A 16,828-nucleotide genomic window follows, 5' to 3' on the forward strand; every position below is an offset into this window, starting at 1 on the left:
GCCCAGAACAGACTCCGGTATATGGCACAAAGCAAGAATACAGCCGGGTTTGCGGGAAACAGGCGAACCTGCAAAGGGCTTTTGAGCCGGGTTTTGGGTGGTAGAACAAGCAAAAATGGGAAAGAGAGATTGTAAACGATTGCTAAGAATGAAAGAAGGAGATGAAAACATGACAAAACACTGGAAAGCTATAATACTGAGAAGATTTGAAGAACTGGACACTAAAAACGAGATCCTTACAATTTTTGATGAGAAGGACAAAATTATAGATTTTTCAAATTGTATTGAGCAACATCAAAAACAGAAATTTGAAGATGAGGCTTACATAAGAACCTATTTGGTTTTGAAACTCATAAAAGAACTTGGTTACCGATGTGAAGTTATAGAATTAGAAAAAAAGTATTCTATAGGTCGTCCTTCCAGAAAAGAGGCTCGTTTAGATATTCTTGTTAAAACTAAAAAAGGTCATCCGTTTATGTTATTGGAGTGCAAAACCCCAGATAGCTTTATCAAAGAAAAAGACGATGCCATAGAAAATCAACTTTTCGCAATTGCTAAGCAAGAAATAAAAGGAAATATAAAACCCAAATACTTAGTCTTATATACAATTGAGATTGAAAATGGAGAAATTTTAGATAGAGCAATTGTAATAGATTTTGAACAATTCCCAACTTATGAAGATTGGAAAGAAGCAGGAGAACCTTCATTAGATGAGATACCAGCAGATTATGGTATAGCAAAAAAATACACCTATGCTAACATAGAAAAACCAGATCCAATTAGCGGTTTAAAACCCTTAAGGAAGGATTATACTCTTACAGATTTTGAAAAACTAAGAGTAGATCTGCACAACAAATTATGGGCTGGGGGTGAAGCTGATTATAACGACATCTTTTATCATTTAATCAAAATCATGCTTGTTAAGATATACGATGAGTTATTTACGCCTAGAGGGGAAATTTACAGCTTTCAAATATTTTATAAGGATGACAAACCGGAAACTCCGGCAGAACTGGCAAAAAGATTAGAAGATAAATACAAAATCGCATTAAAAGATCTTTTAAACTATGATGAAGAAAAAATAAAAGAAATACCTTTGATTGAGAGAGATAAATTCACTTATGAGAAACTATTTTATGCTGTAGAAAAACTCCAAGAAATTTCCTTAACGGAGAATGTCCATAGTAAAGAAGAAGATGTCTTAGGTTTATTTTTTGAGAGCATATTACAGAACGAATTTAAACAGAGTAAAGGACAGTATTTTACTCATAAGAATATTGTTAGATTCCTAATTTATGCATTAGAGTTAGATAAATTAGCAATATACAAGCTGAATCAAACATATCCACACTTTCCATATATTATAGACCCTGCCGCCGGTAGTGGTACATTTCTCATTGAAGCAATGAAAATTATTACAAAAGAGGTGCTGAAAAATAAAGATAAATTGAAACTTACTCGAGCTTTAGAAGAAAAAATAAAAGACTTAGAAGATCCAAACAGAAAACATCATTGGGCAGAAGATTACATTTATGGGATTGAACCGAACACCCGTTTAGGTTTAGCGGCCAAACTAAATATGATTCTTCATGGCGATGGAAATATGAATATTTTCATTGAAGATGGTCTAATGCCCTTCAAAATAAACGGTAAAGCATTTTATACGAGAAAGTGGAAAGGAAAAGATGTTGGTTTATTGGCTGAAAGTGAAGAAACAAATATTTATCCAAAGCCGATAAACGGACGTTTTGATGTAGTGATGTCAAATCCGCCTTTCTCTATAAAGATTGAGGCGATGAGGTCCTACAGACATATAAGAGATACCTTTGTCTTTTATGATAAAAAAAATTCGGAGAACCTATTTGTAGAAAGATGGTTCCAACTATTAGCACCTAAAGGGAGATTGGGAGTTGTCTTGCCGGAAAGCGTTTTTGATACCAAGGAAAATTTATATATCAGGAATTTCCTTTATAAGTATTTCAAAATAAAGGCTATTATCAGCCTGCCTAAGGAAGCTTTTGAACCTTACACATCAACGAAGGTTAGTTTGCTAATTGCGGAAAGAAAAACTGATGAAGAAGTTAAAGCATGGGAGGATAAATGGAGAGAGTATGCAAACGAATACAATAAATTAAGGAATTCAAAATTAATTAAGTTTTTCATAGAGAACGATAAAATTCTTGACTCTTTCAGAAAACTTTTAGACAACCATAATATTGAGATAGATTATTCAAAAGTTCTGGTTCATGATTTACTGGATGATAATTTGAAAAATGAAATTGAAGCAAAAATACCACAGAAGAATAAAAATAAATTTAAGGATTTGGTAGAGGAAATAGAATCCTTTAAAAATAAGTATAAACTGGACGAGTTAGACACTGAAGAAAATAAGGAAATTCTGAAGAGATTTCTGAAACAATTTTACCCACAAGAGCAAGAGTTTAAGAGTTTTAAAGAACTCTTAGAATATGTTTATGATGATGTTCTAGAAATAGCTACTTTGGACTATCCACAAATTGAAGGGCAAAACGACTACTGCAATAGCTGGTGGGTCTTCGGAGAAGTATCTAAACACTTCAATTATCCAATATTCTACGCTGAAGTTGAAAATATTGGATATAAAAGAACAAAGAGAGGCGAACAAGACAAAGATATTCCAGTAAAAGATGAAAATGAGAATATTATTGCTTTTAAAAACGATTTATTTAAAGTTAAAGCTGAAAAAGTAAAGAGGACATATTGGGTTAACAAAGGAAGTAAAGTGGTTCAGGAAGAGAAAGAGGAAATTATTAAAACTGACATAATAATAGATACAGAAAATCCGGAAACAGTGCTTGATTATCTAAGGAAAGCGGATATTTGGTCAGAAAATCCAAATTTTAACTTGAGGTGCAAGAAAAAATGAAGATACATATTAAAAATCTGTCTGAACTAACTAATAATTCATACCTAAGAGCAGATTTTAAATTTGCATATTATTACGACACATCTTTTGTTAGATTAAAAGCTAAATGGAAGGAAAGTTTTAAACTAAGACAAATAGTATCCAGAATTAGGAATGGAAAAGATTTTAGTAAGAAAGTATATGCAGATTATGAAACAGATACTTGCTACATAAGAGTGAACAATTTAAAGCCAATGGGAGAATTTACTGGAGAAGATATTATTTTTCTGAGAGATGAAGAAATTGAAAAATTCTTTAACTTGTTTATTGATGAAGGTGATTTCCTGATTACACGTTCAGGGACTGTTGGGATAGCCTTTAAATTTATAAGGCATGACTTACCAGAATATATAAGGGATAAAAATTTCATGCCTGCCGGCTATATCATCGTTATAAAAGTTCACAACCTGTTTGATGATGAATATCTAAAATACTTCCTATATTCATCAATTAGCAGGAGATATTTTGAAGCACTTGCTTGTGGAAAGAGCCAGCAAAATATATCTCAAGCTGATCTGGGAAAATGGTTAGTTCCTTTACAGATTTTAAAAAATATTCCCGTTAATGAAATAAAAGAAAAAGAGCAAGAAATCTCTAAACTTAAAACTCAAATCAAAGAACCTAAGATTATTGTAAGTGAAGTTTTCGGCAAATACTTTAAACTTGATCTTAAACAATATTCGGATTTAGAGAAGAAACATATATTTGAAGAAAATCTATTTAACTTATCTAGAGCTACACAGTTAAGGAGTTCTCTAAAGTTTCATCATCCGAGATCTGATTTTGTTTTAGGGAAACTAAAAGAGTTCAAGACTGTAAAACTGAAACAATTATTGCGGGAACCTGTGAGAAGAGGTGTTCAACCTGAATATAAAGAAGAGGGGGAAGTTATGGTTGTTAAAACCGCTAACCTCAAAAACAGTTACATAGATTTATCTGAAGTCGAATATGTTAGTAGTGAATTTTTCCAGAAAAACAAAAAGAAAGCAGGAATAAAATATTTGGATGTCTTAATAGCATCTACAGGAACAGGCTCAATAGGTAAAGTTGATATTTGGGAGAGTGACGAAGAAGCTTTAGTTGATGGACATATATCTATTTTAAGAGTTGATCAAGATAAAGTAAATCCTCGTTATTTGACTTATTACTTAAGGAGCTTATTTGGATATTCTCAAATAGAAGCCAATTTTAGTGGTATGTCTAACCAGATAGAAATATATCCCAATGATATAGAAAAGTTTGACATTTTGCTTCCTGATAAAACTATACAAGAACAAATAGTTAAAGAAATAGAAACAAAACTTAATGCCCAGAAAAAAATTGCTGAGCAAATAGAAAGACTAAAACAAGAAATAGATAATTTGATAGAAAAAGCGATTTTAGAGGAAAATAAAAATCTTTGAAAGAGGTCAAATTTTTTAAAAGCAAAAGAAGACCAAGTTTAACACCAACATATGTTCGTTATCTATAACAAACTCAAGCCAATTCAAACTTTCTGAAATCATGGCAGGTTGCGGGTAGCTTGAAAGCTCAAAACAGACTCTGGCACATGACTCAAAGCAAGAATGAAGCTTAGTTTGCAGGAAGCAGCCAAACCTGGGAAGGGCTTTTGAGCCGGGGTTGAAGTGCCAGAACAGACAACAGGGCGGAGAAGGTGTTTGTAAACGATTACATAAGGATGCGGCAAGAGAAAGTCATGTCAGCTGCAAAACAACTGACTCAAAAGCTCAAACAATACCTTGCCCAGTAGTCTAAAAGCTTTGAAAAATCTCTATTTGAACCATATTGCAAAAACTGAAAACAGGGTGTATAATAAAGGCAGACCGGAAAACCATGTTCAAAATGCGTCTACAAAAATGTAAAAAATAAAAACTCCCCTTGTATTGGAGATTCGCAATTTATAGCTTCAAAAAGAAAGGGGAAAACAATGGAAAGTGCTGTAATGCAAGAAATTCATCGATTTCAGGAGAAATTCTATGAAGAAACAAAAGACATGACTTTACAAGAATTTTTAGAGTATGTACACAAAAGAGCAGAAAAAGTCAGGAAGGAGTTAGAAGAGTTTAAAGAAGGAAACGGGGGAGAAATACTGCAATAATAAAAATCCTGTTTTCAAACCATGTTGCAAAACCTAAAAATTCGAGGTATAATTAAAACAGTTAGAGAAACCATACTCAAAACCTGTCTACAGAAATGTAAAAATAAAAAACTACCACAGCAAAAAGCTGTGGTTTTTGTTTTCTGTGTGGTATAATAAAAGTTGTAAGCGAAAACTTTCAAGCGTAAAAGGTGATTTTGTAATGTTGTTTACAGTAGTAGTAAGCAAAGAAGACAACTGGTATATAGCTAAGTGCATAGAAAACAGTGTAGCTTCACAGGGAAAAACTATCGAAGAAGCAATAGCTAACTTAAAGGAAGCTCTTGAACTTTACTATGAAGGGGAAGAAATACAAAAACCACAGATGCCACCGCTAATAACTACAATAGAGGTGGCAGTATAAGTGTCGCCAAAATATCCTGTACTGAAGCCCCAGGAGATAATAAGAGCACTCAAAAAAGCCGGGTTCAAGGAAGTATCACAAAGAGGCAGTCATCTCAAGCTAAAGAAAGAGAATCCGACAAGGATTGTAATTATCCCAATGCATGAAGAAGTTGCAAGAGGAACATTAAAAAGTATTTTAGAACAAGCGGGAATAAGTCTGGAAGAGTTTTTGGAACTTCTTTAAGTTTTTGTTAATCTCCAGTAGCTTCATTATTGCAAAACCTGAAATTTGAATGTATAATAAGGACAAGGCCGAAAAACCATATTCAAAATGCGTCTACAAAAATGTAAAAATAAAAAGGAAGTTAGCCACGGTACAGGTTTGCAGAAAAAACCTTGCCGTGGTTTTTTGTTTTTCTTGGAAGAAAAACTGTTTACTGTGATAACAAATGTGGTATAATTAAATAGAGGAAATGAACATTTATAACGAATAGTTATATGGAGTGATGTTTATGAAAGAAGAGGTATACAAGAAAATAGGTGAAAAACTTCGAGAGTTGAGAAAACAAAGAGGTTTTACTCAAGAGCAGGTTGCAAAATACCTGGGTATTACTCAGGAACAACTTTCATATTATGAAACTGGAGCAAGAGAAATAAGCGTTGCTACATTGCAGGCTCTTGCAAGGTTATATGGTTGTGATTACAACTACCTTTTAAGCGACGATGAACAATTAAACACACAGGTTGCAATTAATTTCAGAGCTGATGAAATTGCAGACGAAGATCTTGAGGTTATAGCTTTTGCCAATGAGTTTGTAATGAACCTTGATATGATGTACAGGATGTGTGAGGAGATAGAAAATGAGTAATATTGCAGAGCTTAGAGCACTGGAAACAAGAAAAGAACTTGGGCTTGCATTTTATGAACCGGTTGACATTTTTAAAGTCCTTCATGAGATTGAAGGTATATCAGTTGTGATTATGGAAATGAGCAACAAGATGTCAGGTTTATTTACTCGAAAAGGCAAAGCAAACCTGATAGTAATCAATTCAAGAAAGAGTCTGGGACATCAGAGGTTTACAGCCGCACATGAATACTACCACTTCAAGTATGGCAAAGGCGTTGTAAGCAGGATCTGCCCAATAAGAAAGTTCGCAGATGACAACCCGGAAGAAAGAGAAGCAAACATTTTTGCTCTCAATCTTTTGGTCCCTGCCGATGGGCTAAAATATGTGCTGCAAAAAAAGACAAAAGGTAAACAGATAGGGATTAGTGATATAATCTTTCTGGAGCAATATTTTGGGGTAAGTCACCAGTGCATGTTAATAAGGTTAAGAGAACTGGGGATAATCAATGAACAGCAGAAAAAAGAGTTTAGCCAGAACGTAATTACCAAAGCAAAAGAATATGGGTATTCTACTCAGCTTTATAAAGACACATCAGATAAAGAAATTCAGGTATATTCAGAGTATGCAGAGCTTGCAAGAAAGCTACTTGAAGCTGGGAGAATTTCATACGGCAAATATGAGGAACTTTTAATAGAGGGCGGATATGCACCTTTGTTGTTTGAACCCCAGCAGGATACAGAAGGTGAAATAAATGAATTTGAAGATGCCAATAGTTTTTGACAATGATTGTATTTGTTCCTTTTCATGGATAAACAGACTTGATATAGTAGATAAACTTTTCGCAGGTCACATTATCATTCCAGATGATGTATTGAATGAAATAAAAAAATTGCTCAAATACAAATCATATCAGTATGTGTTTCATAACATAGAGTCAAAAATAAGAAATCAGGAGTATCGCCTTGAAAGAATTCCAATTTTAACCCCTTATGAGGAAGAGTTTAAGAGCTTGACAGATGAGGAGAGAAGAAAGAATCCCATTGGCAGGGGTGAGGCTTCTGCTATTGTAATAGCAAAATATCTGAATGGTACCCTTGCCAGCAACAATCTTAAAGATGTGCTGCCGCATATTCAGCCCGACCACCCACCATTGATAACTACAGAAACCATTCTATACCTTGCATATCAAAGAAAACTCATAAGCTTTTATGAAGGACAACAAATATTAGATGAGATGAAACTAAGAAAAAGAAAACTTTCAACTTACAGCTTTTTTGAGCTTCTTGACAAGTACAAAGAAACGGACTAAATAACTGTTGCAATTTCAAACCACAGTGGTTTTTTGTTTTTTAGCAGACAAATTTTCTGTGTAGCAAATTTCAAAATCATGGTATAACAATAATGAGAAAAAACTTTAGCAAAAGGGAGTTGATGTAGCCATGAGAAAACTTTTGAGCTTTGTGGTCATCCTGAGCCTGCTATTGAGCTTTACCTTCCCAGTAGCACAGGCAGGAACAATCACACAGAAAGTACAGGCAGCAATAAACAAGATAGATTACATCACAGCAGGCAAGTTTGTAACATCGCTTTTAGTAGGTGCAAAAGTAAAGCCGGATAAGCCTCTGGACTACTGGGGAAAGGCAGTCAAAATGGGCTTGATACCCGGTGAGGTCAAAAAAGACAGACCCATAACACGAGCTCAGGCAAGCTACATTGTGTGGAAGTTAATAAATGCAGTGCCGGAACTCAAGGATAAGAATATACCTGTAGAAGTGAGAAGAGTGCCACCGACAGAGGCGTTCATGAGAGGTATTTGCTTTTTCGGTGGACCACTTGCAAGCAATTATGACATCTTCAACAGGCAGATAGTTGGCTACGACCTTACCGACTTTATTCAGGGTTATCAACTGCTGGTAATGGAATACAAATACGCTGACGGAAGGACTGAATACAAATATGTGTGGGACAGATACAAAGGAACAAGTTTAGCACCTGGAACATACAAGTATATAGATGACCCATTCAGGAAAATACTTGCAGAATTCAAGAAAAAATACCCTGACAAGACAGTATACGCACCACGTCCATACCAGAAGGGCTGGATGTTTACATTAGACCCTTTGGTTGAGGTAAAAAAGTTGAGTTATCCTTTTATATTAAGCCAGAAGAGAATTAGTTCATTTGGTCTACCGTATACTGACAGTAGACAGTTTAGCAAACCTGAAGATGTAGTGGACGCTTTGATATATAAAGATACACTTATCGAACAACTTAAAATTCCTCTTACCAGATTTGATTTGGCAGCGATAACCTATCTTTATCACACACAGGGAAGAGAAGTATTTCAGGGCGGTATAGCAAACTACAACATCAAAGAACATCCATACTTCAACATGTACCTTGAGGACTATCTCATAAACTACCCAAGAAAATACCCGACCGACCATACAAGGTTTGCTTACTACTGCAAGGATTACAGCAAGATACCGCAGCTTTACAGAGAACCGATGTTAAGACTTGCAGATTTGGGCATCATCACACCCGACCAGTCGGCGTTATACATTGGTGTTTACTACTTCAACGCAGGCAAAACACTCACAAGAGCTGAAGCTGTCCAGATGATTGCAAGAGTGTTTGATAAAAGCAAAAGGGATGTGCTGGATGAGGTGACAATAAAGCTTGATAATTATTGGGTACCCAAGGCACAAATAGGAGCAGGATACTATGTATATTATGATAGCCAGAAACTTAAATTTAAATCTTCAGAAAACTCCTATACTTTTGATACGTTTGGTCATTTCAAAATTACATCGGCAACAGCTACTTTTAGAGTAGAGGAACTAAAGTCAGCATTCATTATCAAAACTTTAGTAAGAAGAGTTCCAAATGAATACGGGAACTGGGGATTAGCTACTTTTGTATATGGTGGTAAGTCAACCAATTTCAATCAATGTACTGTCCAGCCCTATGATGATTTTGATGATCCTAAGACTGATTACCTGTGGGAGAATTACAAGACTATACTTGTAAATTTTGTTCCCATAGCATATCGCGATGAACTTCAAAAAGACCTAAAGACTTATTCATTCGCAAAAATAAAAAGTATGACTACAAGTCGGACAATTGCAAAAAACTATGGTGATATATATGTGGTATACACTGCAGGCAATTTCTTTGGTGTGGATACAATTCGATATGAACTTTACACTACTCTACCCAACTATATCCGAGAAGGCAAAGGATATTACTTAGTTCTCTCGGCTAAGCCTAACACAAAATATGTTCAGTAAGGAGGGATACAAGGAATGTTAAATAACAACAAGAGCTTGTTTAAAGCTCTTTCTTTTTTATGTATTCTTTCATTGGTTTTAAGTTTTGTTCCACCAGTAAGGATATGGCAGACCGTTAAAGCAGACGATACCAAACTTTACAATGGAGGAATTGACAGTTACAATGGGCAGGGAAGAGATTACTGGTTACAACGGGCAGATAAAGGATCAGGAACTATAAAAGACAAAATCTTTGTACCTTCCATTAACAAATGGGTTTATTTCAACTGTGAAATCTATGCAGAGCGTGGTCAGGTAGTATACGGCGAACCATGGGATGTGCCTGCAAACAGTCTGGCAAGCCCGGCAGGATTCAAAGCAGATTCAAGCGGCTACTTTTTGCAGAACAAGACAAGCGGTACACGTGGTTGGTTCAGATACCTTGGATACTCACAATCAGGAGCTCCGTTTTCCGACTCTAATTTCCCTCCTGACTTAAAGCCGGAAGTTGTACAACCAAATGAAGTGGTTGAACTCTCAAGTGTTCCTGCTTCCGCAAAAGACGTACTGGGACTTACTGGGTATGACCCGAGCAAGGTATCTGCTTCTGATTGGGATACACTGTTCAAAAATCTGTTTCTTATCAAAGAGTATGATTCGGGAACTTATCAGACACTAAAGCAACTGCTTGTGGACAGTGGAAAAGTAACAACAGCAAGTGGGCTTTCCACATATGTTGCATACCTTGGCACCGACGCAAACCACAACGCTTCGGCAAGAATAATCTGGAAAGATTCTACCGGCAGACTGAGATACAGGACATATACAGGCATTATTACACAAGGCGGAAACCCAAAGGTTACAACAAAAGGTATTGATGGGACAATAGTTTCAGGTTTGAGCTTTGCAAGTGGCAGCGGTTCGTCAAGCCTGAACGGAACAGTTTTGCTCTACAATCCGCAGAGTTCTGCCCAACCGTCAATAGACATTTATGTTAACGGCGAGCTTAATGACGGACTTGGAACATTTGGTGCAAATCCGTACTATGACAACAACACTCTTACAAGAAACGACGTTTTGCAGTATCAAACAAGGATAACATCAATCACAATCAACGGCAATCCTGTCAGCAGCAGTATTATCAACAGATGGACAGATGCAATAGTTACAGGCAAAGATACAGATACCGTATCCTTCAGAACAGCAGTAGAAGGCAGGCGTTTTGATGTACCGAAGGACATGCTAAAAGGCGGAGATAATACAGTAGTAGTCACAGGGGAAACACAAGTGGAATTTGATATTGGTAATGGGCGGACGGACAAGTATCCACGTCAACCGAGTTTAGCAACCTTAACATTTACAATCAGAGTTCTCAACCCACAACCGCCACAGCTCCAGCTGTCGGTTACACCTTCACAGAGCACAGTAACAATCACCAACGGTCAGTACAGTCCAAGCAAGTATGTTAACCACCAGATAAACGCAACAGTAACAGTACCATCACCACCTGCAGGGTATCAGGTAACAGCAATGGAGTTTTACATTGACACCAATAATCCACCGGCAGGAAATGTAATCACAAAGACCATTTCAAACGGCACAGGCACAAAATACAGCTTTGACAATATAAAATCGTTCCAGTATGACGCAAGCAAAATACCGCTTGATTCAAGCGGTAAAGGCACAGGCACACCGGCATACTACGGCAAGGTCAGGTACGTTTTGAAAGACCCAAACGGGAATTTGCATGAATCGCCATGGTCAAACCCTCCTGCACCTGTACAGGCAAGAGTCAGTGTGAAAGAAAATTCTGATACGCCAGTGCTTTCCGCAAATTCAAATGATGTGATTAACCTTGATAAGAATGGCAACCCAACTTCATACACAGTAAAAATCTCAGCCACTGCAAATGTGGGCGACACAGGGACTAAGACAATCCAAAAATGGGTATTCACAGCAGTTCATAATGAAAATACATCTGAAACAGGAACAAGCACCGTTACAACCACCGGCAGAAACGCAAGCACAACCATTTCAGTACCTATTGCAACAAATAAAGACAGGACAACAGAAACATTTAACGTAACAGCTACATTGTATTTCACTGACGGCGCAACAAAGAAGACAAATACAGTTAAGGTTGAAGTTCCAGTAAATGTCCAGATGGATATTAACCTTGACTTTACTGGACCAACGCAGATTGTTGGAAACGAAGGCGACAGTATTAAAATACCACTCAAAGCAGTGGCAACAATACCTAATAAGAATCAGACAATCAAACTGTGGCGTGTATGGATAAGACAGGATATAGAGTCGCTGTTATCTCCCACATATCAGACAACCAGTGATGTGGCAAGTGTAACAGCAACAAAAACATATCCAACAAGTGGAACCTTGAAACTCACAAAAGATATGAACGGTCAGACCCTGACATTCATAGCACGTGCAAAGGCTCAACCGGTTACCGGCGATGAACTTGATTCAGGGCAAAAGACACTTACAGTTAAACTCATAGTCAATACAACAGACAAACCAGTGCCGCCAGTCACACCGCCGGCAGGAGATGTAACATGCGAAGGTTTACTTGACCCAATGACGGTACCAGCAACACTCAATCCCTTCACAGGCGAAGTTACCCCCGACACAACCACTGTCAAAACAGGTATCAGAGCTTCAATTTCAGACACCGGTGGTAGAACAGTTGACCACTGGACACTTTATTGTGGTATAGGTTCTCCCACTGATGTAATGGCAACTTACTGGACAAGGAAAACGTCTATCGAAATACCAATCGGTAGCTATGACAGTAAACAGTATACTGTAAACAATAAAGATGGATATGTTGTCTTTGCATATAAGGCTGTTGTGTATTTTACAGATGGAACATACAAGGAAGGAACAGATGAAAAGGTATTTGCAGTCAGCTGGAGCTATCAGAATCACAAACCAACTTGCTACGTAAATGCTCCTGGTATTGTTGCACAGGGTGATGACATTTATGTATATGTAACAGGCACTGATGAGGATATAATATACGGAGATTATGTCATGACTGACATAACGTCTATATCCCCTTCAAACGGTATTCAGGATTACGAGAAAAACAGTTACAATAATGGCAGTACAACCATTGCATCTTTTTGGAGTGATACACTCACAACATACACAATACAAGGCTTCGCAAGAGATAAATTAGGAGCTGGCAGCTTTGCAACAGCCAATATAACAATTATTCCGGCAATACCACTACCCAAAATACAGACCATTGGCGATTTGAAAGTTAACCGTAAAATAATATTTGATGGTTCAAGTTCTTATTCAGGTTCAAAACGTGCAACTATTCTCTGGAACAAAGCACAGTGGAAGATTGAACCATACAGCGGCCTTACCGCAAACGACATAAAGTTGATAACACCAACTACTGGTGTGCAGTCGACAAGTGTCATTGCAAAGAAAGAAGGACAGGTAAAGGTCACACTCACAATAACGAACAGCTATGGCAATACACAGTCTACAAGCATAATAGTAACTATCAAACCTGACGAGCCACCGGTTGCAAACTTTACAATGCCCACAAAAATTATTCGTGACCCTGCTGACTCATCCCAGGCAACGATACAGATTACATCAAACAGCTACTCACCCGATGGAGATACAATTGCTAAACATGCATGGTTCTATGCTTATGACTCCAACAATGATGGCAACTTCGACAATGAAACATGGTATATCCGCAAATCAGATGGTACATGGCAGGCAGTAGGCGATTGGAATAAGGTTCAAAACTTTGATATAGAAACAGTTGATACAGGCAACGATACAACAATCACACTCAAAACATCAAATGTTGGCAGATACAAGGTAGCACTGGTTGTTAGAGAAGGGCTTGACCTGACAGGAATTAGCAACTGGGTAAGCGTATATGATTTACAAAAGGGTAACACATTTGACTGGGATGAGGGTAAATGTGTTGCTGAGGTTATAAATATAGCTCCTTTTGCGTCATTGAATGCGAGTAAGGTTGATAGAAAAACTGTAAACATAATAATTTTAACCGATAAGTCATCACAGAGTGATTTGAATGCTATAAATTCTAAGATCGGTCAGTTAAAAGCACAGCTGTATAGCTATGGTGTGGATGTTAATGTAATAGTGAGCAATCAGCGGATAGTTAGTGGTTCAACTACTGATTTCAAGGCAATGAGTTGCCCTTACTTTTTTAAATATAAAGGACATCTTCAATTTTTACCTTCTTTATTTTATGTATCATATCCAAACTATTATTATGTTGCCACGGACATTGATACAAAGGGTCTTGATAATGACTATAGTAAATATAATAATTATTCTTCAAATTTCTTCAGTTATTTTCCAAATTTAGCTAATTATGGCTGCATACCAGGCAAATCTGGTTTATGGGGAAGCCATGTAAAAGATGTTCTGAGTATGGGAATTGAAGTTCATCAGGATGCACAATCCGTAGTAAGTATTTATTTCTCAAATGTTACATTTATAGGTGATGATAATAAAACATGGACTGCACAAGTTTACCTCAGTGGTTATGATTATTCCTTTCCCCATATAATTCTTTCAAATGGTGATGGAAAATATTATGAGAATGGCTTTGTATATTATTATCCTCTACCATATAATGCTTTTATAAATTATAATGGTAATTCATTTAGATATAATGACTTAAAATGGTCCAACGTTTATTTTCGTAATTATTTTGATAAAAGTTTACTAAATGGTAAAGTAGTTGATCCAAATTTATATACTAATTTAGATTACACTGAGAATAACTATTTTCCAACATTTTATAGGGATAATAATTACATTTATGCAATAGGTTTTTATGTATCACCAATGGATTATTACGTAACATATCCGCATGGTTTGTATCCTTTGATATCTCTAAGTTCTATCGAATCTTTATCTTACCTCTGCTTATCTCAAATAACAGATGGAGATAATTATGTGGTTTATCTGTCAGATACACAGGGAAACTCAAGTACTCAATGGGGACAGTATTTTGCTTTGAGTTCGGCTGACAAAAACTTTTTAAAGATTTTAACTGATAACAATTTCAAATTTATTGCAGTATCACCATCATCAACTTTTGATTACTTGATGCCAAATACACCGCAGAACGTAACACTCAGACAGCTTGCCAATGCAACTGATGGCAAACTCTACGACACCGCAGGCAATGCAATAGCACAATTAGACCAGGCACTGAACGACATCAAAGCTAAATACACCAATGTACAGCTCACACCAGACCCTGTATATGTCCTTGCCGATGAGGAAAAGGTCATCTACTACCCATACTGGGAAGACTATGAGAATGATACAATCATCAATCAGAGATGGAAATACGAACACGACGAAACAGTCTTCGATAACAACCTTGGTAAAGCAGAGTTTGACAATACATGGTTAAGCACACCGATTGAGGTATTCACAAAACCGGGCAAGTACATGGTAACATTCCAGGTACAGGACAATCCACCACCCGGCACTGATGACTTTGACAATTACAAGCTCTGGTCAAAGCTTGAACGACAGATGGTGCTCTACGTTCACAGAAGACCAATAGCAGATTTCACGGCAGTATACAACAAATCTACTGGCAAGGTAACAATTACAGATAATAGCTATGACCCTGACCACCAGTACAACCGGTCAGACAAAGGTATCATCGCATGGAAGTGGCAGTACAAGACAACAGACGATACCAACTGGACAGACACAACACTTGCTAATTTGCAGAACATGACGCTGCAGAGTGGCAAGATATATCTCATCAAGCTTGAGGTGCAGGATTGTGACGGACCAAACGGTGTCGGTGTGTGGTCAAAACCAAAGATAGCTATGATAGACCTGAGCGTTGCTAACAACCCACCGGTAGCAGATTTCACGGTTGACAGTGAGATACTCAAAGGTAATCAACCGTCTAATTTGACTGATAAATCCTATGACCCGGACAATGACCCGATCACAGCATGGCACTGGTGGATATATAATTCAGATGGCAGCACAAACAAGGACTTTGGTGAGGTAACAAATAACAACATTGCAACGGTTAAGAGCTATATTGCGACAATGCAAGAAGACAGTTATAGGCTCTCACTGCAGGTTAAGGATTCCAACAATAACTATTCGGCTGTTGCTTCTAAATGGTTCAGGGTATACTCACAGAGCAAGGACACAGAACAAGATGTAGTCAACAACCCACCAACATGCTCATTCACAATGACAATCACCGACCACAGAACACGCTTAAGACCACAAACAACATACAGCGACCCTGACGGAGATCCCAAGAACGCAGAGCAGTGGTATATCAAATTCAACGGACAGATCCAGTATTTTGACAAGCTACCAGACACTCTTGAAAGTGCAGGATACACATATGATGGCACATATGAGATAGGCTACAGGGTACAGGACAATCCAACATCAAGAAGCACCAAACTGAAACCACTATGGAGCAACTGGTATGTGCAAACATACTACATCAGCACACCTGTTACAATCAATGCATGGGTGGAGAAATTTGAGAAACGAGCAAAGAACAGGGCAGAGGTGGAAATACTTAAACAGCACACAGTAAAAGCAAGTGAAATCAGAATTGGTGAAGCACTCATTGTGAAAGCCAAAACAATAGGTTACGTCGAAAAGATTGAAGCATGGTTCGACAGGGTAGAAACAACAGTTAAAGGTCAGCGAGTTACAAAAACAATAACAGGCTACTGGGAAGCAAGAGATTCTCAGGGCAATCTCACAGGAACAATGCAAATAGTTAATCTGCACACATGGCTGATCCCACAAAACACAAACACAACTTATCAAAACAACTGGAGTTCTGATTTGGATGACAAAAAACTGATGGTGCGATTTAGAATCCATCATTACAATTCATGGGCAATTGAAAAGTTTCCAGCAGCTGCCCAGCACAATCTCTGGGATGGTGTTTACCGCTGGTCCGACTGGACCAAAGGCAATACATTTGACTACAATGAAATGCTCCGACTTTACGGCAGACCTTCATACTTTCTGTCAAACAACAACCCACCCGATAAACTGTGGATAAAGGTTAGAGCATACAGAAAAAACACTGATGGTTCATATAAAACAACAGACGTGGATCTGTCAGTGCTAATTAAAGGTGAACTGCAATACGGAACAGAGATTATAACACCATAGCAAAAAACACTTGCATTTTTCTCTCCAACACTGTATAATGAACTTGTAATTGTTAGCAGAAGTGTATATAAAATG

10 protein-coding genes are annotated in these 16,828 nt (G+C 37.3%); all 10 read left to right on the top strand.

Features of this window, described 5'->3' with window-relative positions:
- Positions 1-115 precede the first annotated feature (115 nt).
- The 10 genes from CALHY_RS13275 (at position 116) to CALHY_RS13780 (ending at position 16,753) form a co-directional block, all read left to right on the top strand.
- On the top strand, positions 116-2,905 hold the full coding sequence (locus CALHY_RS13275) for a restriction endonuclease subunit M (RefSeq protein ID WP_049772009.1): 2,790 nt from the start codon (positions 116-118) through the stop codon (positions 2,903-2,905).
- Positions 2,902-4,347 (top strand): restriction endonuclease subunit S, encoded by a 1,446-nt coding sequence (locus CALHY_RS01900; protein ID WP_013402329.1) that lies wholly within the window; start codon positions 2,902-2,904, stop codon positions 4,345-4,347. Before CALHY_RS13275 ends, CALHY_RS01900 begins: the two co-directional genes overlap by 4 nt.
- 524 nt (positions 4,348-4,871) lie before the next feature.
- Positions 4,872-5,042 (top strand): hypothetical protein, encoded by a 171-nt coding sequence (locus CALHY_RS13705; protein ID WP_013402330.1) that lies wholly within the window; start codon positions 4,872-4,874, stop codon positions 5,040-5,042.
- Between the two features lie 202 nt (positions 5,043-5,244).
- Positions 5,245-5,445, top strand: coding sequence for a type II toxin-antitoxin system HicB family antitoxin (locus tag CALHY_RS01905; protein ID WP_013402331.1), 201 nt, complete (start codon positions 5,245-5,247; stop codon positions 5,443-5,445).
- Positions 5,446-5,670 carry a type II toxin-antitoxin system HicA family toxin gene (locus CALHY_RS01910; RefSeq protein ID WP_013402332.1) on the top strand — a complete coding sequence of 75 codons (225 nt, stop codon included), beginning with the start codon at positions 5,446-5,448 and terminating at the stop codon, positions 5,668-5,670.
- A gap of 268 nt (positions 5,671-5,938) precedes the next feature.
- On the top strand, positions 5,939-6,295 hold the full coding sequence (locus tag CALHY_RS01915) for a helix-turn-helix domain-containing protein (protein ID WP_013402333.1): 357 nt from the start codon (positions 5,939-5,941) through the stop codon (positions 6,293-6,295).
- Entirely contained in the window at positions 6,288-7,055 is a 768-nt protein-coding gene (locus tag CALHY_RS01920; RefSeq protein ID WP_013402334.1) for an ImmA/IrrE family metallo-endopeptidase, read from the top strand. Before CALHY_RS01915 ends, CALHY_RS01920 begins: the two co-directional genes overlap by 8 nt.
- On the top strand, positions 7,027-7,584 hold the full coding sequence (locus tag CALHY_RS01925; protein WP_013402335.1) for a hypothetical protein: 558 nt from the start codon (positions 7,027-7,029) through the stop codon (positions 7,582-7,584). Before CALHY_RS01920 ends, CALHY_RS01925 begins: the two co-directional genes overlap by 29 nt.
- Positions 7,585-7,714: 130 nt before the next feature.
- Entirely contained in the window at positions 7,715-9,565 is a 1,851-nt protein-coding gene (locus tag CALHY_RS01930; protein WP_013402336.1) for a hypothetical protein, read from the top strand.
- A gap of 15 nt (positions 9,566-9,580) precedes the next feature.
- A complete protein-coding gene (locus CALHY_RS13780; protein ID WP_013402337.1) occupies positions 9,581-16,753 on the top strand; it encodes an Athe_2463 domain-containing protein in 7,173 nt (2,390 codons plus the stop codon).
- The last annotated feature ends 75 nt before the right edge of the window (positions 16,754-16,828 follow it).

Source organism: Caldicellulosiruptor hydrothermalis 108 (assembly GCF_000166355.1).
GTDB lineage: Bacteria > Bacillota > Thermoanaerobacteria > Caldicellulosiruptorales > Caldicellulosiruptoraceae > Caldicellulosiruptor > Caldicellulosiruptor hydrothermalis.

What these genes read in the sequence shown, in the direction of transcription:
- CALHY_RS13705 (WP_013402330.1), top strand. Translation starts at nt 4,872, where the DNA reads ATGGAAAGTGCTGTAATGCAAGAAATTCATCGATTTCAGGAGAAATTC.
- CALHY_RS01920 (WP_013402334.1), top strand. Translation starts at nt 6,288, where the DNA reads ATGAGTAATATTGCAGAGCTTAGAGCACTGGAAACAAGAAAAGAACTT.
- CALHY_RS01915 (WP_013402333.1), top strand. Translation starts at nt 5,939, where the DNA reads ATGAAAGAAGAGGTATACAAGAAAATAGGTGAAAAACTTCGAGAGTTG.
- CALHY_RS01930 (WP_013402336.1), top strand. Translation starts at nt 7,715, where the DNA reads ATGAGAAAACTTTTGAGCTTTGTGGTCATCCTGAGCCTGCTATTGAGC.
- CALHY_RS13780 (WP_013402337.1), top strand. Translation starts at nt 9,581, where the DNA reads ATGTTAAATAACAACAAGAGCTTGTTTAAAGCTCTTTCTTTTTTATGT.
- CALHY_RS01925 (WP_013402335.1), top strand. Translation starts at nt 7,027, where the DNA reads ATGAATTTGAAGATGCCAATAGTTTTTGACAATGATTGTATTTGTTCC.
- CALHY_RS01905 (WP_013402331.1), top strand. Translation starts at nt 5,245, where the DNA reads ATGTTGTTTACAGTAGTAGTAAGCAAAGAAGACAACTGGTATATAGCT.
- CALHY_RS13275 (WP_049772009.1), top strand. Translation starts at nt 116, where the DNA reads ATGGGAAAGAGAGATTGTAAACGATTGCTAAGAATGAAAGAAGGAGAT.
- CALHY_RS01900 (WP_013402329.1), top strand. Translation starts at nt 2,902, where the DNA reads ATGAAGATACATATTAAAAATCTGTCTGAACTAACTAATAATTCATAC.